Source organism: Corynebacterium sp. LK2537 (assembly GCF_040946485.1).
GTDB lineage: Bacteria > Actinomycetota > Actinomycetes > Mycobacteriales > Mycobacteriaceae > Corynebacterium.
Genome location: NZ_JAYWLQ010000004.1, coordinates 44,560 through 67,784, shown reverse-complemented (window position 1 = coordinate 67,784; position 23,225 = coordinate 44,560). Strand labels below are relative to the sequence as shown.

Sequence of the window (23,225 nt, the reverse complement as noted above, 5' to 3'; positions counted from 1 at the left end):
AATTACCCAATTAGAGGAAGCGCTCGACGAATTCGTCCTTGATGTCGCCGGAGGAATCCGCGATGGAGGACCAGTCATCGTCCAGCTGCTTGATGTCGTCCAGGGCCGGGCCGTTCTTCGGCTCGACGTCCTGGTGGGCCGGGATCATGTTCTTGGATGCGGAGATCTCCTGTGCCTCCTCGGAGAACATGAAGTCGACGAAGGCCTCGGCGGCTTCCTTGTTGTCCGTGGAGTTGAGGATCATCACCGGGCGCGGGGTGACCGTGGTGCCCGAGGACGGGATGATGACGTCCAGGGCCTCGCCCTTGTCCTGGGCGGAGTAGGCGGAGTAGTCCACCCCACCCATGACGATGCCGCGGGACCCGCCCGTGACCTGGTCCAGGGCCTCGCCGTTGGCGCCCTGGATGATCATGCCGTTGTCGAAGAGCTTCTCGAACAGCTCCCAGGTGGCGTCCTTGCCTTTCTCATTGACCATGGCGGTGATGAGGTCCGCGGCGGTGCCGGACTCGCGCGGGTCCGGCATGATGACCTGGTCCTTGTACTTTTCGTCGGTGAGGTCCTCCCAGTCCGCCGGGGCCTCATCCACGACGTTGTTGTTGACCACCAGCGCCAGCGCGGAGCCGTCGCGGCCGTGGAAGGTGTCGTTTTCCGAGTTCCACTTCGGGTTTGCCTTGTCGATGCCCTCCGGCGCGTACTCTTCCAGCGCCCCGGACTCGTCCTGCTTGGCGGCCGCGGACCAGGACGCCAGGTAGACCACGTCGGCCTGCGGGTTGGCCTCCTCCGCCTTCAGCTTGGCGGTGATCTTGCCGGTAGTGTCCGCGAAGACGTTGACCTTCACGTCGGTCTTTTCCTCGAAGGCCTCGACCAGGGCATCGGTCAGCCCCTGCGGGTTGGCGGAGTAGTAGTCCAGCTCGCCGGACAGGCCCTCGGGGGCCTGCCATTCCTCGGCGCTGGAGGCGGCGTTGTTCTCGGACTCGGTGTTCTCGTTGGCGGACTCGACCGAGCCGCAGCCGGTCAGCAGCAGGGCGCCGCCGGTCAGCGCGGCGAGGGCAGAAACGAATTTGGGCTTGAACATGATGGGAAACTCCATGGGTCGTGAATTGGTGGTTCGGGGTAACTTAGCGGCCCGGGAGGGCCAGGTAGATGGTGTCGCCGCGGCGGCAGCGCTCGCGCGCGTAGACCAGCCAGGGCTCCTCCGCGCCGTCGAGGGCGCAGCGCACCTCGTAGCGGCCGCCGACGTAGTGGGCGCTGAGCACCGTGGCGGGTAGCCTCCCCGCCCCGACGTCAGCGTCCTGGCTGGTTGATACCTGCACGTCCTCCGGGCGCGTATCCGGCAGCGACTCGTGCCGGTTCATCACGCCCACGAAGCCGGCGACGAACTCCGTGGCCGGGGCGTCATAGATGGTCACCGGGTCATCGAATTGCTCGACGTTGCCGGCGTTCATCACGACCACCCGGTCCGACATGGCCAGCGCCTCCGCCTGGTCATGGGTGACGTAGATGACCGTCAGGCCCAGCTCGTAGGCCAGTTGGGTCAGCTCGTTGCGGATCTGCACCCGCAGCGCGGCATCCAGCGCGGAGAGCGGCTCGTCCATCAGCAGCACATCCGGGCTGGAGACCAGCGCCCGCGCAATCGCCACGCGCTGCTGCTGCCCGCCGGACAGCTGCTGGGGCCGGGCCTGCGCCTTGGACTGGATGCCGACCATCTCCAGCGCCTTGTCCACCGCGGCCTTTCGCTCCGCCGCGCCCAGCTTTTTAGCCGCCCCGGCCGTGGTCAGCGGGAATTCCACGTTCCCGGCCACGCTCATGTGCGGCCACAGCGCCAAGTCCTGGAAGACCATGGACAGGTTGCGCTTGTTGACCGGCACGTTCACCGAGCCGGAAAAGACCTCGCGGTTCCCGAAGGAAATCGTGCCCGCATCCGGCGTTTCCAGCCCCGCGATGCACCGCAGCAGCGTCGACTTGCCGCAGCCCGACGGCCCCAGCACGGAGACAAACTCCCCGCGCCCAATCGACAAATCAGTAGCGTGCAGCCCCGTCCCGTCCGCGAACTCGCGGCGCACCCCGGCTAGCCGGATATACGGCTGGGGTTCAGTCTGGGCAGATAGTGGTGAAGCAGTCATGGTGGTCGTCCCGGGTCTTTAAGAAGCTGCGATAACTTCGGCGGTCTTGAAGGCGTCGCGGTGCTCGAGCAGGCCCGCGTCATCGAGCGCCTTGATAAGCCGCTCGCGCTTGTCGGTGGCGTCCTTGCGGGAGTCTTCTTCCTCGGAGATCTCCACCCAGTGACGGCCCGCGAAGGTCGAGACCTCCAAGTCCGTAGCGATGCCATCGATGGTCACCCGCCACGTCTTCTGCTCGACCGTCGTGCTGGCCACAGGGCCGACCTCGGCAATTGAGGTGCCCGTAGCCTTGCTGAGCTTGCCCGGCTCTAGCTCCGCAGCGATATCCACCGCCCGGTCGCCCTCGGGCAGGCTGCACTGCTTATCGATGCACCCCGCCTCCTTCTTGTTACTGAAATCAAGGGTGGTGCTGGCGTAGCTGGCGTTTACCTGCGCGGCGTAGTTATCGTCCGAGGAGTCAAAGCCCGCGTCACGGGCTTCCTCCAGGGCGCGATCAACCGAGTCCTCCGACAAGGAATTGTCGGCGAGTTCTGCCCGGCGCTTGAAGGTGACGTCGTAAGAGTCCGCGCCCTCCTTATGGCGCAGGCGGATACTCCAACCGCGGGAGCCGTAGAAGCGGTCCGGGGTGTCTACATAAACGGAGCGCTCCGTGCCTTCGAACTCCCCGAGCTCAAACCGGGACGTCAGCGCCTGGCTGGGCTGCCCCTCGGCATCCACAGCGTCACCTTTAAGGAGCAACTTCACCTGGTAGTCCGGCTTAGCAACCGCAGCAGCAGACGCCTCGCCAGCCCCGCCGGGGGCCGCCATCGCAACCGCCATGAGCATGCCGCAGGCAGCTCCGATACTTCTCTTAAACACGGCGAGAATACTAGAGTGCTTAGGTTTCGAAACTACTAAATAGTTATGTAGATAACGTGAACATCAGGTAAAGCACTACGTCCTGCCCCGCGTAGATGACGGAGTCTGCTCCCCAAGCACCGCCGACGCTCGCAGTTTTAGACAATCCATTCGGACAAACACCACGCTGGGTCTGGTCGTTCACATACAATTTAAAGTGATTTGTCTACATCCCCCTAAGGAGCGTGAATGTCGAAGCTCAGCATCGACCAAAAGACTGTCTTATCGCTGTTCAGCGATAAGCGGGCCGATTTCCTCATCCCCGACTACCAGCGCCCCTACGCCTGGACCGAGGATCAGTGCCTGACCCTATGGGAAGACATTTTCGCTTTCGCCATCCCGGAAGGCGACGTGGACCAGTTCGACGACAACGACGAGTACTTCCTGGGCCCCATCGTGACCTTCCGGAACACGGAAGGCCAGCTCGAAATCATCGACGGGCAGCAGCGATTGACGACCTTGATGCTGCTCCTGCGCGCCTTCTACGCGAAGTTCGAGCACATGAAAGATGCTCGATCGGTGAAAACCCGCGACCTTATCGCGTCGTGTCTGTGGAAGACCGATGAGTTCGGCGACCCCGACTATGAACAGCTGAAGATCGACTCTGAGGTAGCCTCCGACGACGACAAGGGTGAGTTCCTCGAAATCCTGCGAAAAGGGGAGGTAGTTCCTGGCCGGCGGAGCCGATACGCGGAGAACTTCGCGTTCTTCCAACGCAGCATCGACGAGTTTGTCGACAAATTCCCGACCTATACGCCTTCGCTGGCCATGCGCATCCTAAAGAACCTCATCCTGCTTCCGATTGAGGCAGAATCCCAGCGAACAGCCCTTCGGATCTTCTCCACGCTCAACGACCGCGGGCTCCCGTTGGCGGACGCGGACATCTTTAAATCGCAGTTCTACAAGTACTTCGCGGATAAAGACAAGAAGGACGAGTTCATTGATCGCTGGCGGGTGCTGGAAGAGACCAGTAGCCGGATCTTCGACAGGTCCAGTTCCAGTGCGATGGATGAGCTGTTCACGCGTTACATGTACTACCGACGCGCGAAGCTGGGCATTCGCAAGACGACGACGGTGTCCCTGCGTGACTTCTACGAACGCGGCAACTACGAGCTGCTGAAATCAGAGCAGACCCTCGCCGACCTGGAAACCCTCCTCTCGTTCTGGGTAAGGGTCAACGACCGGGAAGGCTTCAGCGAGGAAGTAATCCGCCGCCTCTTCGTCATGTCACACGCGCCGAACAGCATGTGGACCTACTTCGTGTCCGTGTACTACATGCATAACCATGATGAGAACGGTGAACTGGATGACAAGAAATTCCTGGACTTCCTCTCACGTATCAATGCATTCATCTGGGCATATTCGATTGAGCGGCCCGGTGTAAACGCGCTGCGTACCCCGATCTTCCCGGCGATGGTCCGCCTGGTTAACGACGAGCCAGTCACTTTCGAGCAACACCGTTTCGACCGCGCCGGCCTGGAAGAGCGGATGAAGTCCTTCCGGTTCAACAACGGGCGGCCGATTACCCGTTCCATGCTGGTGTGGTGGGCCTTCCAGGACCCCGATCAGCAGCCGTTCGATCCGGACGTAAAACTCGAGCTCGAGCACATCTACGCCAAGAAACGCGCCGACGTGGAAAACTCCCTCGACCCACGTAGCCTGCTCGAGTCACTGGGCAACAAGGCGTTCCTGGAAAAGTCCATTAACATCCGCGCATCGGACTACCGCTTCTCCGACAAGAAGAACTACTACAACGGTTTCACCACGTCCCGCGGCCAAGTCCGACCAGGCACCCACAACGTCGAGCTCAAGAAGCTCGCGGAGAACCACGACGACTTCAAGCAGGAAGACATCATCGCACGAAACGAGAAGATCGTGTCCAGCTTCCTGGACTTCGTGGGCGAGTGGGGACTGCTTACTGATGATTAGACCGTTTGTTTAGCTCAAAGCGCAGGTAAATACCGCTCCCTGTCGTTTGGGCTAGCTCGAAATTCTGTTTTATTTGCTAGGAGGATTAGTTGTCGCACTATCCGTGGCACTATTACATGGTGTACGTCCTGAAGGTCTTAAGCGACGGGAGTCAGCTTCAGCGGCGTGAGTTGATTCAGAAGGTTGCCGATGCTGCCGAAGTCTCCGAGGAACAACGGCAAGCAACGATCTCCAGTGGTTCGCCGGTGTTCGAGAACCGAATTGGCTGGGCGATCTCTTATCTGCGCAATGCCCAGGCCGTGACACGTCCGCGCCGCGCTGTCTATGAAATTAGTGATTACGGTCGGGACTTATTATCTCGGTACCCAGAACGCATCGGTGAGGCTGAACTTCGGGAAGAATTTAGTGGTAATCCTGGTACTTCCACATGGGATCAGATCGCCGCTGCTCGGGTGACCGAGGAAGCTCCTACCTCCAAGGAGGAGAGTATTCTTGGACCCGAGGAGCAGATTGATGAAGGTGTGGACCGGATTCACGAAAACGTAAGTGCGGAGCTTCTCCTGCGGCTCCATGGAAATGATCCAGCGTTCTTTGAGCAAGCAGTTCTCGACGTTCTGATCGCCATGGGCTACGGAGGCACGCAGGGTAAAGCAAGCCGAACCCAACTCACTAACGATGGCGGAATTGACGGGGTCATCGACCAAGACGCCTTAGGCCTATCGCGGATCTACGTCCAGGCCAAGCGCTTCGATCCGTCGAGTTCAGTCGGGCGACCGCTAATCCAAGCCTTTGTCGGTGCTTTGCAGGGCGCACAAGCAGACCGTGGCGTCTTCTTCACGACGGGGACCTTCTCGAAATCGGCGCGAGAGTACGCCACCGGAATTAACACTCGAGTGGTTCTCATTGATGGAGTACGCCTCGCTGGGTTAATGATCAAATATGGCGTCGGCGTCCAAAACAAACGAACGGTAAGCATCGTTGAAATTGACGAGGACTACTTCGAGTAATCCCGCCTCTGAGCAGTAGTCAGTAATTATCAGCATGTGCCGGCAGCTTCTAGGTCACCGCTCTCGGACGTTGTAGCTAGGCTTCGCCGTGGGATTGCGTTATAACATGAAGCGCTTCAGGTTTATTCCTGTACCCCGAAACTGAGGTTGAGTGAATCAGGCTGGCGAAGTAAGTTTGATGGGAACATGACCGGTTCCGCTACCCACCCCGGTGGGAGTCCAGGGCCGGTCTTCGTTTTCTCAGATGCCGATCGCGGAGTTCATGTTAACGGCGTTGGAAAATAGCGCAGTAGCAACGGTCGAAGAGTAGCCCAGCTTAAAAGAGTCGGATGGATGATTTCCGTGGATAATTGGGCACAGATTCGAGTGCTGTCTACCAAACAGCGGGCAGGTCGTACAGACACGAGTAGCACCTGCGAGCCGGCCTGGCGCGCTTAGTTTTGTGAGTTTCAAGGTGCCCGCCTTGGTCGTGTTTGTTCGACACGGCGCAATCTGACGGAGCTGTGTAGTGGGCACTTCAAAGCTACGCCACAGCGCGTGCGGCCAAGTTGTGTCCAAGCTGTAGCTGGAACAGCCTAAACCACCCAAAAGCTTGTTCGTGTTCCCGTGTCGCATCTGGCATGAAAGTCGGTGTCGGCGGCTAAAGTTAAAGGGAATACTGCCAGTACGTCCCCCAACCATTGAAGGAACATCAGTGTCCCCTAAGTCCAAGCAATCCGAGCGCGACAAGCTCCATAAAACCCTCAATGAAATCGCTAATGACCTGCGCGGCAAGGTTGATGGCTGGGACTTCAAAGCGTACGTGCTGGGCACGCTGTTCTACCGCTACCTGTGCGAGCACCTTGTCTACGTCATCAACACCGAGCAGATTGAAGCCGGTGACGAGGGCTTCAACTACGCAGAACTCGACGATGAAACTGCCGAGGACGCACGCGAGCACTACACGGAAATGCTGGGCTACTACATTCTCCCGTCACAATTGTTTGACGCGTTGGAGAAGGGCTCAAAGACGAACCAGAACCTCAACATCGACCTCGACAAGGCGTTTAGGGCGGTAGAGGAATCAACCGTTTCGGCTGACTCGGCTGATGACTTTGCTGGTTTGTTCCAAGACTTCGATATTTCCTCCAACCGTCTGGGCGGTTCCGTGAAGGAACGCAGTGAGCGGCTTGGTGCAATTATGCGTGCAGTCAAGAAACTGGAACTGGGCGGCTTTAGTGATACCACCATCGACGTGTTCGGTGACGCGTATGAGTACCTGCTGCGCATGTATGCCTCCAATGCTGGTCGGAGCGGTGGCGAGCACTTCACCCCACAGGAAGTCTCTGAAGTTCTGGCTGACATTGCGGTGAATAAACGCACGAAGATTCGCCGCGCTTACGACCCATGTACCGGTTCCGGGTCTTTGCTATTCCGGTTTGCTAAGCACCTCGGTATCGACAATATCGAGGATGGCCTGTACGGCCAGGAAATTAACCCGACCAACCACGCACTGTCACGCATGAATATGTTGCTGCACGGTGTTCCGTTTGAGAAGTTCGACATCCGCATAGGCGACACCCTCATGGACCCGCAGCACCTCGACGTGCAGCCGTTTGACGCTATCGTGTCTAACCCGCCGTATTCGCAGAAGTGGCCGGGCAAGGAAGATGTAACCCTGATTAACGACGAGCGCTACTCACCGGCAGGTGTGCTGGCACCGAAGTCGAAGTCTGACCTTGCGTTTACCATGCACATGCTGCACCACTTGGAAGAGGACGGCGTGGCAGCCATCGTCGAGTTTCCGGGTATTTTGTACCGTGGTGGCGACGAGCAGAAGATTCGCAAGTATCTGATTAATAACAACTTTGTGGACGCGGTGATTCAGCTACCGCCCAACCTGTTCTTCGGTACGTCAATCAGCACCGTGATCTTGGTATTGAAGAAGAACCGTGACACCACCGACGTCTTGTTTGTGGACGCTGCGGAGTGCTTCACCAAGCAGGGTGCAAAGAACACGTTGTCCGAGGCTGACCAGAAGGCCATTACTGACCTGTACTTCGGCAAGAAGGACGTGCCGTACAAGGCCGTGATGGTGCCGCAGGAAACAGTCAAGGATAAGGACTTCAACCTGTCGGTCAACACCTATGTCGAAAAGGAAGACACCCGCGAGGAAATCGACATCGAACAGCTCAACAGTGACATCGCGGAAACCAACATCGCCCAAGCTGACTTCAAGGCACGTGTTGACGCTATCGTGGCCGAACTCAAAGCGGACGGACTGGTGTAAACAATGGCAACACTGAAACAACTCATTGATCAGCTCTGCCCCGACGGCGTGGAATACGTTCGGTTGGGGGACGTATTCGGTTTAAGGAATGGCTATACACCGTCGAGACAACGAGCAGATTTTTGGCAGTCGGGAACAGTCCCATGGTTCCGTATGGATGATATTCGGCAAAATGGCCGTGTGCTTGATAGCTCTATTGAGCGGGTGACCGAAAGTGCCATAAAAGGTGGCAGGCTGTTTCCAGCGAACTCTGTCATTCTAGCCACATCGGCAACAATTGGTGAACATGCATTAGTCACCACAGAGTTCATGTGTAATCAGCGCTTCACGGTACTCCAACCAAAGGAAGATTACGTTAGCGAGTTGAACCCAAAGTTCGTCTTTTACGTTGGTTACGTGCTTGGGGAGTACTGCCGAGAAAACGTGAATGAGGGAAATTTCAAGTCTGTATCTATGCCATCGCTGCGTGATTTCCGGTTTCCCCTCCCACCGCGCGAAGTGCAGGACAAGATTGTTGAGTACTTGGACGCGTTCGCCGCACTGTGCGAGAACCTCGACACAGAGATTGAACAGCGGGAGCAGCAGTTTGCCGAGTACCGGGAAAAGTTACTGTCTGCCGACTACCTGGCGAAACGGTATGCCCCCGACGGCGTGGACTACGTACGGCTGGGGGACGTGGCGGTTAATTTCGACCGGTTGCGCAAACCGGTTAGTGCGAAAGACCGGAAACCTGGACATTTCCCTTACTACGGGGCAAATGGCGTTCAAGATTGGGTAGACGATTTCATCCTTGAAGGTGAATTTGTCCTAGTTGGCGAGGACGGAAGTGTCATGAGAAAGGACGGCACTCCATTTGTTCACTGGGCCACTGGAAAAATTTGGGTGAACAATCATGCCCATATCCTCGCGTGCAAAGACGAGAGCTTGTCTTTAAGGTTTCTCTACCATGCGATTAACATTGCCAAGGTTTCAGACTTTGTAACCGGAGGTACCCAGCCGAAGATTAACCAGAAGAATCTGAACCAAATATCAATCCCTCTCCCACCCCGTGAGGCGCAGGACGAACTTGTTGCCAAACTCGACGTTATGCAGGCACTTATTGATAACCTGCGTCTTGAGCGTGCCCAGCGCCAGCAACAGTTCGATTTCTACCGTGAGAAGTTGTTAACGTTCGCGCCGAAAGAAGCTAGCGAGGTCTAATCCGTCATGACTAATCCCTATGTTGACCTGCCGCGGGACGCTAAGAAGCTGGCGGCTACGTCAGAGTCCACCGTGGTGGGCGAGTACGAACCAACTAAGAATACAGGATCGGGCTACCAGTCCGAAGCGCAGCTAGAAGAGCAGCTTATTGCCACGCTCGAGTCGCAGGGCTATGAGTACCCGCCTATTCATGACGAGAAGGCGCTGCTGGATAACCTGCGCGTGTGCGTGGAAAGCCTCAACAACGTCCGATTCAGCGACGGTGAGTGGCAGCGTCTGCTCAATGAGTTCATCGCTCCGACCACCGACTCGATCCTGGATAAGACACGCCGTATCCAGCATGAGGGGGCCGTGACGGACTTCCTGTTCGACAACGGCGAGCGTGAGAACATCATGCTTATCGATGCGGAGAACTGGTCGAACAACAAGCTCCAAGTCATCAACCAGTACAAGGTGACCAAAGAAACTGGGGCGAAGAAGAACAACCGCTATGACGTGACCATCTTGGTCAATGGCTTGCCCATGGTACATATCGAACTCAAGCGCCGCGGTGTGGCCTTGAAGGAGGCGTTCAACCAGATTCGCCGCTATGGCCGGGACAGCCTTAGCGCCGGGCGTCGTTTGTTCGATTACGTGCACATCTTTGTCATCTCCAACGGCACGTTGACCAAGTACTACTCCAACACCACGCGCCAGCGCCACGTGAAGGGACTTGCCAGTAAGGCCACCACGTCGAACTCGTACAAGTTCACGATGTGGTGGGCTGACGCGAAAAACAAGCACATCCGGGACTTGACCGACTTCGCACGCACCTTCTTGGCACAGCACTCCCTGGTGAATTTGTTGACCAAGTACTGCGTGCTCGATACCAGCGACAATCTGCTGATTATGCGTCCGTACCAGATCGCAGCGACCGAGCGCATTATCAACAAGGTTGCCTCTAACGTGAACTACCCGAAGCTGCTCGGAACCCTTGACTCACGCGGCTACATCTGGCACACCACTGGGTCAGGAAAGACTCTGACCTCATTTAAGACCGCCCAGTTGCTTGCCAAGATGCCTGGGGTGGACAAGGTGGTATTCGTTGTTGACCGTCAAGACCTCGACTACCAGACCATCAAGGAATACGACCGGTTCTCTAAGGGTGCAGCTAACGGCAACGCGAGTACGAAGATTCTCCGGGACAATCTGGCAGACGACAACATGCCAATCCTGGTGACCACAATCCAGAAGCTCAACCACCTTGTCCTCAAGAACGACAAGCTCGACATCTACAAAAAGCACGTGGTGTTCGTGTTCGACGAGTGCCACCGTTCCACGTTTGGAAAAATGCACAAGGCCATTACCAAGCGTTTTACCAAAACCTCGATGTTTGGTTTTACTGGTACGCCGATTTTCTACACTAAGGACGACGCAGCACACACGCGGTCAAAGAAGCCGGTGCAAACCACCGAGTCTATTTTTGGTGCGAAGCTGCACACGTACACCATTGTGGACGCTATCCGGGACGAGAACGTGTTGCCGTTCAAGATTGATTTCAATGCCACCATGCACTCAAAGGTCGCTGACAGTGACGACACCCTAGTTGAAGACATTGATCGCACTGGGGCGTTGGAATCGGAAGAGCGTACGTCTGCGATTGTCAGCTACATCCTCGACCACTTCGGCCAACACACGCTGCATGATTCTAAGTTCCGTCACACTGTGCAGTCCTACGACCCGAAGGCGCACAGAGAAGGCCGTGAGACGGCTAAGACTGCTAAAACAGTTAACGGCTTCAACGCCATGTTCGCTGTGTCTTCCATCGAAGCAGCCCAAGCCTTCTACGACGAGTTTGTTGCACAGCAAAACCAACGCGTGGCCGAGGGGACTCTGAAAGAGGAGGACCGGCTTGTTGTTGCCACGATTTTCAGCACGTCCACCCAAGGCGAACAAGAAATCGACCTCGACGGCCCACTACCGGAGGAGGACACCTCAGCGGAGAATCTGACCGACGACGACCGGGACTACCTGTCTGGTGTCATAGACACCTACAACGAGCAGTTTGGTACCTCGTTCGACATTAGCCAACAAGACGGGTTCCAGAACTACTACCGTGACCTCTCGCAGCGAATCAAGAACCGCGAGATTGACTTGACCATCGTGGTCAACATGTTCCTGACTGGTTTCGACGCAACCACGTTGAACACGTTGTACGTGGACAAAAATCTGCGCCAGCACGGGCTGATTCAGGCGTTTTCGCGCACCAACCGTATTCTCAACGCACAGAAACAAGCAGGCAACATCGTCTGTTTCCGCAACCTGAAGGAGGCCACCGAACAGGCTATCCAGCGTTTTGGTGACTCTGACGCCTACAACGTCGTGGTGCTGAAGTCGTACGATCACTACCACAAGCTGTTTGTTGAAGCCGTGGAGAGACTGCGTGCAGTGTGCGCGCCTGGGGACATGCCGGGTACGAACGAGGACAAGAAGAAGTATGTCGAGTCCTACTCCGAGGTTGTCCGCCTGATTAGTTTCTTGGATATGTTCGACGAGTTCAGCGAGGACACCACGCTGTCAACTCGCGATTTCCAGGACTACCAAAGCGTGTATCTGGAAATCTACGAGGAAAAGCGCGGCAAGAATGAGAATAAGCCTGTCGATATTACCGATGACCTCGTGTTTGAGATTGAGCTGGTGTCGCGTTTGTCGGTTGATGTGGACTACATCTTGAAGCTCATTGCCGAGCTGCGTGACGAGAACGGCGACCTAAACGAAGAAGACCGCAAGCGTGTCGAGCGTGAGGTTGACTCATCGGAGAAGCTGCGTCTTAAGAAGGACCTGATTAACAAGTTCATCGAGCAGCAGGACGGCGATACGGACACTGAGGAGTTTTACTCCTTGATGGAACGCGAGTGCCGCCAGGCCATTGATAAGCTCATTGTCACTGAAAATCTCAAGGCGGACAAAGCCTTACAGGTGTTCGCCAAAGGCTTTGTTGACTTGGCGATTCCTTACTCCGGCCTGCTGGTGGGCAGCATGATGCCGCCGGTGCGTCGGTTCGGTGCCAAGAAGAACGAAAGCGTTAACCAAAAGCACCGCGTGGTCACCGCCATGAACCGGATTGTGGAGACCTACGCCGATTCTGTGAACCCGCAATCTCTGCTGGCTGATGTTTAACTCGGCGGCTAACTAACGCGAGGGACATGAAACCGGCTGACTGACTGGATGGCTGGGTTTTGGGCTTGAATTGGTGATAAAGCGGGGCCGAGGACCTTGTCTGCTCGCTTGATGGCCTCCACGGGTACGGAATTGACGATTGTCTTGCTCCAGCAGGGAATCGTCTTCTTGCTTGTGCGCCCAGCCATGCTGATTTACCTCGTCAGCAGAGAGCTTTCTCCTCCGCAGTCGGTGCGCAGGGTAGTGCAAATTGTACGCGTTCTGCTCTTCACGTTTCGACGGACCAGACCGCGTCCTTGTGGAGACCACAGCCGGCTGTGGGGCATCGTTAAGCACTGGGACGGAAAGAGACGCCGAGGGGGCTTTCCTGGCCGGGGTACGGTGAGGGTATGACCATCCCTGACCGCATCCGAGTCCGCGGCGCGCGGGTGAACAACCTGCGCGCCATCGACGTTGATATTCCCCTGCACTCGCTGGTGGGCATCGCCGGCGTGTCCGGCTCGGGCAAGTCCTCCTTGGCGCGGGGCGTGCTGTACGCGGAGGGCTCTCGCCGCTACATCGAAGCCCTGTCGACGTATACGCGGCGGCGGATGACGCAGAGCCCGCGCGCGGCCGTCGACTCCGTCGAGCACATCCCGGCCGCCCTGGCACTGCGCCAGCGTCCCGCGATGCCGGGGATTCGCTCCACCTTCGGCACCTCGGCTGAGCTGCTCAACGTGGTGCGCCTGATGTTCTCCCGGCTGAGCTCCCACGTCTGCCCGCGCGGGCATCGGGTAGCGCCCACCATCGACGTCGCCGCGGAGACGCCTTTTGCGTGCCCCACCTGCGGCGAGCAGGTCAAGGCGCCGGGTGCGGAGGAGCTGTCCTTCAACTCCACGGGCGCGTGCGCCACGTGCCAGGGCACCGCCCTGGTGCGTGCGGTCGATGACGCGGCGCTCGTGCCCGACCCGTCGAAAACCATCGACGAGGGCGCGGTGGTTCCGTGGCAGATGTTCGGCTTCAACGTGCAGCCGGACATCGCGCGGGAGTTTGGCGTGCGCACTGACGTTCCGTGGAGCGAGCTCGAGGACTGGGAACGGCAGGTTGTCTTCGACGGCCCCGAGGAAAAGAAGCACATCACGGTCACCACGAAGAAGGGCGTGCACGAGCTAGATTTCACCTTCCGCAATGCCCGGCTGACCGTGACGAAGGAGCTGGAGCGCGCCGATACCGAGAAGCGCCTGGCGAAGGTCAACCGCTTCCTGAAGGAAGACATCTGCCCGGACTGCCAGGGCACCCGGTTGAGCCCGGCGGCGCGGCAGCCGCGCATCGGCGAGCGCAACCTGGCTGATGTCACCGCCATGAGCCTGGACGACGTGCTGTCCTGGGCCCAGGGCGTGCCCGCCGAGGTCCCGCAGGAGATGCAGGACATGGCAAGCGCGCTGGTCGATACTCTCACCGGCATGGCCCGCCGCCTGGTTGAGCTCGGCCTGGGGTATCTCTCCTTGGACCGGGCCGGATCCACGCTGTCCACGGGGGAGCGCCAGCGCGTGCAGCTCGCCCGCGCGGTGCGCAACCGCACCACCGGTGTCCTCTACGTGCTGGACGAGCCCTCCATCGGGCTGCACCCGGTCAACGTCGACGGCCTACTGGGCGTGATGCGGGATCTGCTCACCGACGGCAACTCGGTGGTCTTCGTCGACCACGACGTGCAGATCCTCAACAAGGCGGACTGGCTGGTGGAAATCGGCCCGGGCTCCGGAAGCAAGGGCGGCACCGTCATCGCCGAGGGGCACCCCGACGCGGTCGCCCAGGACTCCCATTCCTTGCTGGGGGAATTCCTCTCCGGCGATCACTTCACCCCGACGCGAAGCGCCGCCGCGGCAAACGAGGTCTTCGGCCTCGGGGCGATCCACCTCGAGGCCGACGCCATCCACACGGTCAAGCCTTTGAGCGTGGATATCCCGCTGGGGCGGCTAACCGCGATCACCGGCGTATCCGGCTCCGGCAAGAGCACGCTGCTCCTGGAATCCTTAGTGCCCGCCCTCCAGGCGCGGGCGCAGTCGGCGGCGCTGCCCGCGCACGTCAGCGACCTGAAAGCCCCGGAAGGCATGCGGGTCCAGCTGATTGACGCCAGCCCGATCGGCCAGAACGTCCGCTCAACCGTGGCCACCTACTCCGGCGTCCTGGACGAGCTGCGCAAGGCCTACGCCGCGGTGGATGCAGCGCGCGCGGATGGGCTGAGTGCCTCGGACTTTTCCTACAACACCGGCTCGCTAGCGTGCCCGCGGTGCAAGGGGACCGGGGAGGTGACCCTAGACGTGCAGTTCCTGCCCGACGTGGAGATCGTCTGCCCGGAGTGCGACGGCAGCCGCTACGCCCCAGAGGCCAACCGCTACCAGCGCAACGGTCTAAGCCTGCCGGAGCTGCTCCGGCGCACCGCCCACGAGGCGCTGCAGTTTACGGAGGACCTGCCGCGGGTGCACAAGAAGCTGGCGGAACTCGATGACCTTGGCCTGGGCTACCTGACGCTGGGGGAGGCCACCCCGGCCCTGTCCGGCGGGGAGGCCCAGCGCCTCAAGCTGGTTAGCCAGATGAACCGCGACCACAGCGACGCGGTCTTCGTACTCGACGAGCCCAGCGTGGGCCTGCACCCGCTCGATGTCCGCACGCTGGTGTCCGTGCTCGACGCGCTGACCAAGCGCGGCGCGACGGTCATCGTCATCGAGCACGACCTCGACCTCATCGCGGATGCCGACTACGTCATCGACTTAGGCCCCGGCGGCGGTGAGGACGGCGGGGAGATTCTCGCCACCGGCACGCCCGCCCAGGTGGCGGACTCCCCGCAGTCGGTGACCGGCCGTTACCTGGCCCGCCGGCTGGGCAACTAGGGGCTTGGCGGAAGCTTGTGGTGCTCGGCTGATGGGGTGGGCCCTAGCGGGCTTTAGTGGCCAAGCACGGCGTGGGCGATGAGGGAGTCGATGCGGCGAACGTCCACGTCCCGGCCCAGTTTGATCTTGATGTGGCCGGCGCGCGTCCACAGCTCGACCTCGGCGGTGAAGTCAAACATCTTGCCGGCGTTTTCGCTCGACCACATGTTGATGGCGCTGTAGGGCAGCGAATAGATTTCGACCTTCTTGCCGGATAGTCCCTGGGCGTCGCGAACGATCAGGCGCTTGGAGGTAAATACCGCGGAGTCGCGGAAGGTCTTGAAGGCGGCGTAGGGCTGTTCGCCCTCGATGAGCAGGCCGTAGATGTCGTCGGGGATGGGGATTTCGGCGGCGAACATCCACTCGGTAATTGTCGACATTTCCATGGTTATCTGTCTCCTCTTGATGGGGGTGGTGAAGTCTATTCATTTTCCCAAATTCGCTGCGGGAAAGGCTGGGTAATGGCTGTGACCCTGGCGGGGGTGGCCCCGGGCTGGCTGTGGCCTGCCCGCTGCCTGGGGGTGGGGTATGAGGTGTCATACATTGGTTTGATCTTCGCTTTCACCCCTGTACTTTCAGGTAAGGCAAACCTTAATATGTAGGAAATGAACGAGCTGAGGTCAGTTCCACGGAGGCCTTGGCGGCGGGCGCGCTTAGCGCACTGCGTACTCGGAAGGAGAACAACAATGGTCTCGACTGCCACGATGACGGAACGCACTCAAGTGGTCCAGCCGCTGTCCCAGACGTTGCGGGACGAGACGGCGCGGGCGCACGAGGGGGCGGAAGGCTCGGAGTTTATGACCGCCCTGGTGAGGGGCGACCTGGACGCGGAGGCGGTACACGCCCTGACCGGCCAGCTGTGGTTTATCTACGACGCGCTGGAGACCGCCGTGCGGCGGGTAGCGCACACCGCGCTGGGATCTGCGGTAGCGGACCCGCGCCTGGAGCGCCGGCCGGCCCTGGAGAACGACCTGGCGAACATGATGGGCTCCGACTGGCGCGAGAAGGTCCGGATTCTGCCGGCCACCGCGCGCTACGTGGCCCGCCTGGAGTCGCTGGGCGAAGATGAGGCGGCCCGGGTTATCGCGCACCACTACGTGCGCTACCTGGGGGATATCTCCGGCGGCCAGGTCATCGCGGCGCGCCTGGGCACCATCTACGACATCGACGCGGATGCGCTGCGCTTCTACGATTTCGCCGCCATCGGCAAGATCCCGCCGTACCGGGCGGCCTACCGGCACCAGCTGGACGAGCTGCCGCTGGGCGCGGACGAGCGGGAGGCGCTGATTGCGGAGGCCCAAGAGGCGTTCGCCTTCAACACCGCGGTCTTCGCGGACCTGAGCCGGGCCCGCGCTGCCCGGCAGCCGCAGCCGGTGCGCTAGGCGCGTGTGGGTACGCGCGCGTGCGTGCGGGACTGCGGGGAAATTATCGGCCTTTGACCGTTTCGCCGGTTGGTGAACTGGGGAAACGGTTTTTCGGGGCGACAGAGGTCGATATTTCTTGAATGTTTTGGGGGAAATATCGGCTTCTGCGCGTGGGGTACGGGTGCGGCCTGCGGGGATGGTTGCGTTGAGTGATAGGGGTCGATAAATCCCAACGGGGTTCGATGGGATTGCTGTTCCCGTCGGAGTGGTGGGCGCTGGCTTAGCGCTGGAGGAGCTCGAGCAGGTCGGCTTGGACCTCGCGGCGGCGGATCTTGCCCATCTGGTCGCGGGCGAGTTCCTCGAAGTGGTAGAAGGTGCGCGGGACCTTGTAGCGGGTCAGGCGCTGGCGGGCGAAGTCCTGCATGCCCTGCGGGTCCAGGGCGGCGCCGTCGCGGAGGGTCACGCAGGCGACCACGTCCTCCGAGCCGTCCTTGCGCGGGCGGCCGACCACGGCCACGTCGGTGACGTCCGGGTGGGAGAGGATGGTTTCCTCGACCTCCGCGGGGTAGACGTTGAAGCCGCCGGTGATGATGACCTCCTTGATGCGAGCGACCAGGCGGATGAAGCCGTCTTCTTCCATGACGGCCATATCGCCGGTGCGGAACCAGTCCTTGTAGAAGGACTTCTCGGTCGCCTCCGGGTTGTTGAGGTAGCCGGAAAAGACCTGCGGGCCGCGGACGAGCAGCTCGCCTTCCTCGCCGTCCGGCAGGGTGACCGAGGGGTCCTCCGGGTCGGCCACGCGGGCCTCAGTATTGGGGAAGGGGAGGCCGATGTATCCGGGGCGGCGGTGCTCGTTCATCGGGTTGCCGCAGATGACCGGGGAGGTCTCCGTCAGGCCGTAGCCTTCCACCAACATGCCGCCGGTGGTCGCCTCCCACTTTTCCACCGTGGCGACCGGCAGGGTGGCCGCACCAGAGAAGGACTTCTTGATGCCCTTGAGGCTCACGCCCTTATCCTTGGCGGCGTCCGCGAGCTTCTCGTAAAGTGTCGGCACGCCCGGGAACCAGGTGGGCATGTGCTTTTTGACCACACTCAGGATGAGGTCCATCTTCGGGGCGGGCAGCAGGATGATCTCGGCGCCGACGAAGATGGACATCGTGCAGACCGCGGTCATGCCGTAGGCGTGGAAGAGCGGGAGGGCGGCCAGGAAGCGCTCGGGTTCCTCGCCCAGGTTGGGTACCCAGGCGATGGCCATCAGGCAGTTGGACTGCAGGTTGCGGTGGGTGAGCACCGCGCCCTTGGGCGTGCCGGTGGTGCCGGAGGTGTAGAGGATGAGCGCCGGGTCGGCCGGACGGATGTCCGCCGGGGTGAGGTTGCGCCCATCACCACCGATGGCGGAGCTGAGCAGCGTGGACCAGGGGACCGAGCCCGGGGCCGGGGCGGTGAGTTGTTCCCGCTTGGCCTTGATGGGCGGCACCGGCAGCTTGAGGGCTAGCTGCTGCAGGCGCGGCATGGCCTCAGTCATGTCGACGGCGATGATGGTCTCCAGGTCGGTGGTGGAGCGCAGCGGCTCCAGGGTGGCGGCGGCCTTGTCCCAGGCGATGGCCACGCGGGCGCCGTGGTCGCTGAACAGGCCCTCCAGCTCGTAGCTGGTGTAGAGCGGGTTGTGCTCGACCACGGTGGCGCCCAGATGCAGCACGGCGTGGAAGGCGACGATGTGCTGCGGGCAGTTCGGCAGCACGATGGCCACCCGGTCGCCGGGGCGGATGCCGAAGGCCTTGAGTCCGGCCGCGGCAGCGCGGACCTGCTGGTCCAGCTCGGTGTAGGTGAGGGTGCGACCGAAGAAATAGGTGGCCGGGCGGTCCCCGTTTTCGGAGAGATTGCGCTGGTAGACGTCCACGAGGGTCTCGCTGCCTATTTCCACTTCCGCGGGGGTCCAGTCGCCGTAGTGCTGGGTCCAGGCTCGGGTCTCATAGGCACTCATGCGCGTTCCAAATACCTTTCGTAGGGGGACAAAACTATGTGGGGGATCAGTCTACCTTAAACGTGACGTGTTCCTCATGTTTATGCGGGGAGAGTTTTTGGCGTGGCGGACTTGTGCAATTCCGAACGGCGTTCTATATTCGAACGACATTCTAATATCGAACCGCGTTCTAGAATCTCTCCCTGGTTGCCCCCTGCGGGCGGCGCGAGGGGAGGGCGGTTCTAGGCGGCGCCGGTTTATCAACGCGGGCTTTGACGCCCAGGAAGAAAGCGAAGAAAACTATGACAACCTCAACTACTCAACTTTCCGGGGAGGGCACCGCCCGCGCGGCGGGTAGTGCGCCTGAGCGCACGGCCCCGGCGACGCTGCGGCAGGGCTGGATCCCGCTGCTGGCGCTGTGTTTAGCCTTTTTCGTGGAGATGGTCGACAACTCGATCCTCACCATCGCCCTGCCCACCATGGGCCGGGACCTGGGTGCTAGCACCACGCAGCTGCAGTGGGTGACGAGCGCGTATTCCCTCGTCTTCGGGGCCCTGCTCCTGACCGCCGGTACCGTAGCGGACAAATTCGGCCGCCGCCGGGTACTCGTAGCGGGGCTGGCGGCCTTTGGCGGCCTCTCGGCACTTATCTGGCTGGTCACGGGCATCGACCAGCTCATCGCGCTGCGCGCGGTCCTCGGGATGGCCGCGGCGTGCATGGCGCCGGTGACTATGTCTTTGGTCTTCCAGGTCTTTAAGGAAGAAAAGGTGCGCATGCGCGCCATCTCCCTCATGGTCGTCATCGGCATGTCCAGCATGGTGGCCGGGCCCATCCTGGCCGGCGGCGCGCTGGGCGCGGTGAACTGGAAGTGGCTGGTCTTCATCAACACCCCGATCGCGCTGGTCGCCGTGGCCGGCGTGCTCTGGGGCGTGCCGCGCGACGAGGCGGACTCGCTGCACGCCGCGCCCATCGATTGGCCCGGGACGGTGCTGACCGTGCTGGCCATGGCCAGCACCTGCTTCCTGCTGACCAGCGGTGCGGACTACGGCTGGACCGCCACCCCCACGGTGCTGGCGGCCGTCATCGCGGTGGCCTCCCTGGCCGGCTTTATCTGGCGGGAAAAGACCGCCCGCCACCCCATGGTGGACCTGGCCCTGTTCCAGATCCCCACGGTCCGCGGCGCGGCCCTGGCGCAGGTGGGCAGCTCGCTGGCGCAGATGGGCTCGATGTTCCTGCTCATCATGCACTTCCAGTACGCCCTGGGCTGGTCCCCGGTCGTAGCGGGCCTGGCGAACCTGCCGTTCATCGTGGTGATGCTGGCCGCCCAACCCGTCGCGGAGAACCTCGTGACCCGCTTCGGCCACCGCGTGACGTGCTGTATCGCCGCCGCCAGCCTGGTCGTCGGCCTGCTGGTCGAGGCCTTAGGCATCCGCGCCGGGTACTGGGTCATCGCGCTGGGGATGGCGGCCCTGTCCTTCGGCCTGCGCATCATCATGGTGGTCTGCGCCGTGGCCCTGATCGAGTCGGTGCCCAAGGACCGCACCTCGCTGGGCACGGCCATCAATGACGTCACCCAAGAGCTGGGCACCTCATTCGGCTCCGCCGTGGTGGGCACGCTCCTGGCGGTGCTGGTGGCCCAGACCTTGCCGGCGGGCGCGTGGAGCGCGGAGTTTACCGACACCTTCTTCGGCGGCGAGCAGGTCATCTTCGTGGTGCTGGCCGTCCTCGTGGGGCTAGTGGCCGGCTACGGCTGCTCGACGCTCACGGACTCCCGCACCGCCGACGAGCATGCCATCGATTAGGCGGTGTCGGGGCTGGCAGTGGGGCTGGCGTCGCTGCTGGTGTCGGCGCTGGTGCTGGTGCCGGTGCCGGTGGCGGAGTCGTTGGCGCTGGTGCGGGCTTTGAGCCCGTCGAGGAAGAGCCAGACGCCGGCGGAGAACTGTTCGGTGTCGTCGTGGGTGGCGAATTCCTCGGCCACGAGGTGGGCGAAGGGGTAGCGCTCGGAGTCGAGGTCCCGCCAGGACTGGGCGACGCGCTCGCGCAGTTGCTGGTCGGAGTAGCCCTGCTTGCGCAGGTAATCGGGGGCCTCGCGCATCTCCGCGCCCGCCCCGATGACGTAGGACACCAGCGCGTTGACCGCGTTGAAGCGGGCCCGGTTGCTCAACTCCAGGCGCAGGGTTTGCTGCCCGAAGAGGTCGAAAATGCGCATGGAGTTCGGCTGCGTGCCCGTATCCCGCAGCAGGTAGGAGCCGGTCCAACGGTGGAGCTGCATGCTCTCATAGAGGGCCAGCGAGAGCGCGTGCAGCGCGGCGTAGGGATCGGCGGGCAGCGACAGGCCGCTGATCACGTCCCCGAGCACGCGGTTCGTGGCGTGGTCGAGCAGCTCCTGCTTGCTCGCCACGTAGTGGTACAAGCTGCCCACGCCGGTGCCGACGTGCTCGGCCAGCCGGCGGAACGTCAGCTTGCTCTCGCCAACCTGGTCCAGCAGCTCAACCGTGGCGTCCACGATGAGCTCCAGGGAGAGCACCGGGCGCCGGCCGCGGGGGCGGCCAGGGGAGGCGGGAGTGGTAGCGGGCATAGCTGTGATTCTATCGCTGTCGCCTCCGCCCGCCGGCGTTAGGCCGGGCGGAGGAGGCGAGGTACACCGCGGGGGCTACTTGCGCTCTTGGCCCAGGCGCTGCAGGAGGTCGTCCTGGACCTCGCGGCGGCGGATCTTGCCCATCTGGTCCTTGGCCAGGGCCTCGAAGTGGTAGAAGGTGCGCGGGACCTTGTAGCGGGTCAGGCGCTGGCGGGCGAATTCCTTCAGGCCTTCCGGATCCAGGGCGGCGCCGTCGTTGAGCTCCACGCAGGCCACGACGTCCTCGGAGCCGTCCGGGCGCGGGCGGCCGACGACCGCGATGTCCTTGATGGCGTCGTGCACGCGCAGGGCCTCCTCGACCTCCGCCGGGTAGACGTTGAAGCCGCCGGTGATGATGACTTCCTTGATGCGGCTGACCAGGCGGATGAAGCCGTCTTCTTCCATGACCCCGAGGTCCCCAGTGCGGAACCAGCCGTCGTGGAAGGCGGCGGCGGTGGCCTCCGGGTTGTTGTGGTAGCCCTTGAAGACCTGCGGGCCGCGGGCCAGGATCTCGCCCTCCTGGCCGTCCGGCATGGTCTCGTCCAGGTTCTCCGGGTTGGCGATCCGGATTTCGGTGTCCGGGAAGGGGATGCCCACGTACCCCGGGCGGCGGTCGGTGGACATCGGGTTGCCCACGATGATGGGCGAGCACTCGGTCAGGCCGTAGCCTTCCACCAGCAGGCCGTCGGTGTACTTCTCCCACTTCTCCACGGTGTCCACCGGCAGGGTGGCGGCACCGGAGAAGGCGGCGCGGATGCCCTTGATCGGGATGTTTTGCTCCTCGGCGGCTTCCACGATCTTCTCGTAGAGCGTCGGCACGCCCGGCACCCAGGTGGGCGTGTGCTTCTTCATCACGTCCATGACCAGAGGGATCTTCGGCGCCGGCAGCATGACCAGCTCGCCGCCGATGAGCTGGGAGAGCGTGATGTTCATGGTCATGCCGTAGGCGTGGAACATCGGCAGCGCGGTCAGCATGCGCTCTTCCTGCTCGCCCAGGCCCGGCACCCAGGCCTTGCCCTGGAGCAGGTTGGCGAACAGGGAGCCGTGGGTCAGCTCCGCGCCCTTGGGCTTGCCGGTGGTGCCGGAGGTGTAGAGGATGAGCGCGGTGGTGTCGCGCTCAATCCCCTCCGGCTCCTTCAGGTCCTGGCCGTCGCCGCCGATGGCGTTGCCGATCAGGGTGTCCCACGGGACGGTGTTCTGGGCGGGCTGGGACAGCTGCTCGCGCTGCGACTTGAGGAAGGGCAGGCGCAGGGCCGCGCGCTTGAGGGTCGGCATGGCCTCGATCATGTTGACCGAGACCACCGTTTCCAGGTCCGTGGTGCCGCGCAGCTTCTCCAGCGTGCCGGCCGCCGAGTCCCAGGCGATGGCGATGCGCGCGCCGTGGTCCTGGAACAGGCCCTCCAGCTCGTGGGCGGTATACAGCGGGTTGTGCTCGACCACGATGGCGCCCAGCTTGAGCACCGCCCAGAAGGCGGCGACGTGCTGCGGGCAGTTGGGCATGACCAGCGCGACGCGGTCGCCCGGGCGCACGCCGAAGGCCTTAAGCCCCGCGGCGGCGCGGTTGACCTGGCGGTCTAGGTCCGCATAGGACTGGGTGCGGCCGAAGAACCAGGTGGCGGGCTTCTCGGCGTTGATGGCCAGGTTGTTGTCGTAGATGTCGAGCAGCGTGGTCTCGCCGTAGTCGAGGGAGTGCGGGGTCCACTCGGGGTAGTGCTGGAGCCAAGCCTTGGTCTCGAATGCTGACATGGGTTCTAACCTCTAAGAATCGGGGAAACTTTCGCAAGCGTAGGT

15 protein-coding genes are annotated in these 23,225 nt (G+C 61.5%); 8 read left to right on the top strand and 7 right to left on the bottom strand.

Features of this window, described 5'->3' with window-relative positions; all coding sequences use genetic code 11:
* Nucleotides 1–10 precede the first annotated feature (10 nt).
* The 3 genes from VVS03_RS06485 to VVS03_RS06475 are packed head-to-tail and all read right to left on the bottom strand — an operon-like array spanning nucleotide 11 to nucleotide 2,978.
* Entirely contained in the window at nucleotides 11–1,075 is a 1,065-nt protein-coding gene (locus VVS03_RS06485) for an ABC transporter substrate-binding protein (protein ID WP_368534427.1), read from the bottom strand.
* A gap of 43 nt (nucleotides 1,076–1,118) precedes the next feature.
* Nucleotides 1,119–2,123: an ABC transporter ATP-binding protein gene (locus VVS03_RS06480; protein WP_368534428.1), complete on the bottom strand. Its 1,005-nt coding sequence runs from the start codon at nucleotides 2,121–2,123 to the stop codon at nucleotides 1,119–1,121.
* An 18-nt stretch (nucleotides 2,124–2,141) separates the two neighbouring features.
* Nucleotides 2,142–2,978 (bottom strand): hypothetical protein, encoded by an 837-nt coding sequence (locus tag VVS03_RS06475; protein ID WP_368534429.1) that lies wholly within the window; start codon nucleotides 2,976–2,978, stop codon nucleotides 2,142–2,144.
* A 228-nt stretch (nucleotides 2,979–3,206) separates the two neighbouring features.
* Here VVS03_RS06475 and VVS03_RS06470 point away from each other — a divergent pair, with 228 nt between their 5' ends.
* The 6 genes from VVS03_RS06470 (at nucleotide 3,207) to VVS03_RS06445 (ending at nucleotide 15,451) form a co-directional block, all read left to right on the top strand.
* Nucleotides 3,207–4,946 carry a DUF262 domain-containing protein gene (locus VVS03_RS06470; protein WP_368534430.1) on the top strand — a complete coding sequence of 580 codons (1,740 nt, stop codon included), beginning with the start codon at nucleotides 3,207–3,209 and terminating at the stop codon, nucleotides 4,944–4,946.
* An 89-nt stretch (nucleotides 4,947–5,035) separates the two neighbouring features.
* Nucleotides 5,036–5,953 (top strand): restriction endonuclease, encoded by a 918-nt coding sequence (locus VVS03_RS06465; protein ID WP_368534431.1) that lies wholly within the window; start codon nucleotides 5,036–5,038, stop codon nucleotides 5,951–5,953.
* Between the two features lie 694 nt (nucleotides 5,954–6,647).
* Complete coding sequence (locus tag VVS03_RS06460; RefSeq protein ID WP_368534432.1) at nucleotides 6,648–8,222, top strand: type I restriction-modification system subunit M; 1,575 nt, start codon at nucleotides 6,648–6,650, stop codon at nucleotides 8,220–8,222.
* A gap of 3 nt (nucleotides 8,223–8,225) precedes the next feature.
* Nucleotides 8,226–9,422, top strand: coding sequence for a restriction endonuclease subunit S (locus VVS03_RS06455; protein ID WP_368534433.1), 1,197 nt, complete (start codon nucleotides 8,226–8,228; stop codon nucleotides 9,420–9,422).
* Nucleotides 9,423–9,428: 6 nt separating this feature from the next.
* A complete protein-coding gene (locus VVS03_RS06450) occupies nucleotides 9,429–12,581 on the top strand; it encodes a type I restriction endonuclease subunit R (protein ID WP_368534434.1) in 3,153 nt (1,050 codons plus the stop codon).
* Between the two features lie 389 nt (nucleotides 12,582–12,970).
* Nucleotides 12,971–15,451 (top strand): excinuclease ABC subunit UvrA, encoded by a 2,481-nt coding sequence (locus VVS03_RS06445; protein ID WP_368534435.1) that lies wholly within the window; start codon nucleotides 12,971–12,973, stop codon nucleotides 15,449–15,451.
* Nucleotides 15,452–15,504: 53 nt separating this feature from the next.
* On the opposite strand, the gene VVS03_RS06440 is transcribed toward VVS03_RS06445, so the two are convergent.
* Nucleotides 15,505–15,876 carry a PH domain-containing protein gene (locus VVS03_RS06440; RefSeq protein ID WP_368534436.1) on the bottom strand — a complete coding sequence of 124 codons (372 nt, stop codon included), beginning with the start codon at nucleotides 15,874–15,876 and terminating at the stop codon, nucleotides 15,505–15,507.
* Nucleotides 15,877–16,176: 300 nt separating this feature from the next.
* Here VVS03_RS06440 and VVS03_RS06435 point away from each other — a divergent pair, with 300 nt between their 5' ends.
* On the top strand, nucleotides 16,177–16,872 hold the full coding sequence (locus VVS03_RS06435; protein WP_368534635.1) for a heme oxygenase (biliverdin-producing): 696 nt from the start codon (nucleotides 16,177–16,179) through the stop codon (nucleotides 16,870–16,872).
* A gap of 262 nt (nucleotides 16,873–17,134) precedes the next feature.
* Here the strand turns inward: VVS03_RS06435 and VVS03_RS06430 are convergent, their stop codons facing one another.
* Entirely contained in the window at nucleotides 17,135–18,838 is a 1,704-nt protein-coding gene (locus VVS03_RS06430; RefSeq protein ID WP_368534438.1) for a long-chain-fatty-acid--CoA ligase, read from the bottom strand.
* Nucleotides 18,839–19,119: 281 nt separating this feature from the next.
* Here VVS03_RS06430 and VVS03_RS06425 point away from each other — a divergent pair, with 281 nt between their 5' ends.
* Nucleotides 19,120–20,619, top strand: a complete 1,500-nt coding sequence (locus VVS03_RS06425) for an MFS transporter (protein ID WP_368534439.1) — start codon at nucleotides 19,120–19,122, stop codon at nucleotides 20,617–20,619.
* Here the strand turns inward: VVS03_RS06425 and VVS03_RS06420 are convergent.
* Together VVS03_RS06420 and VVS03_RS06415 are read right to left on the bottom strand one after the other, a co-directional pair.
* Nucleotides 20,616–21,395, bottom strand: a complete 780-nt coding sequence (locus VVS03_RS06420) for a TetR/AcrR family transcriptional regulator (RefSeq protein ID WP_368534440.1) — start codon at nucleotides 21,393–21,395, stop codon at nucleotides 20,616–20,618. The two genes, VVS03_RS06425 and VVS03_RS06420, sit on opposite strands and share 4 nt — an antisense overlap.
* A gap of 75 nt (nucleotides 21,396–21,470) precedes the next feature.
* Entirely contained in the window at nucleotides 21,471–23,180 is a 1,710-nt protein-coding gene (locus VVS03_RS06415) for a long-chain-fatty-acid--CoA ligase (protein WP_368534441.1), read from the bottom strand.
* Between the last annotated feature and the right edge of the window lie 45 nt (nucleotides 23,181–23,225).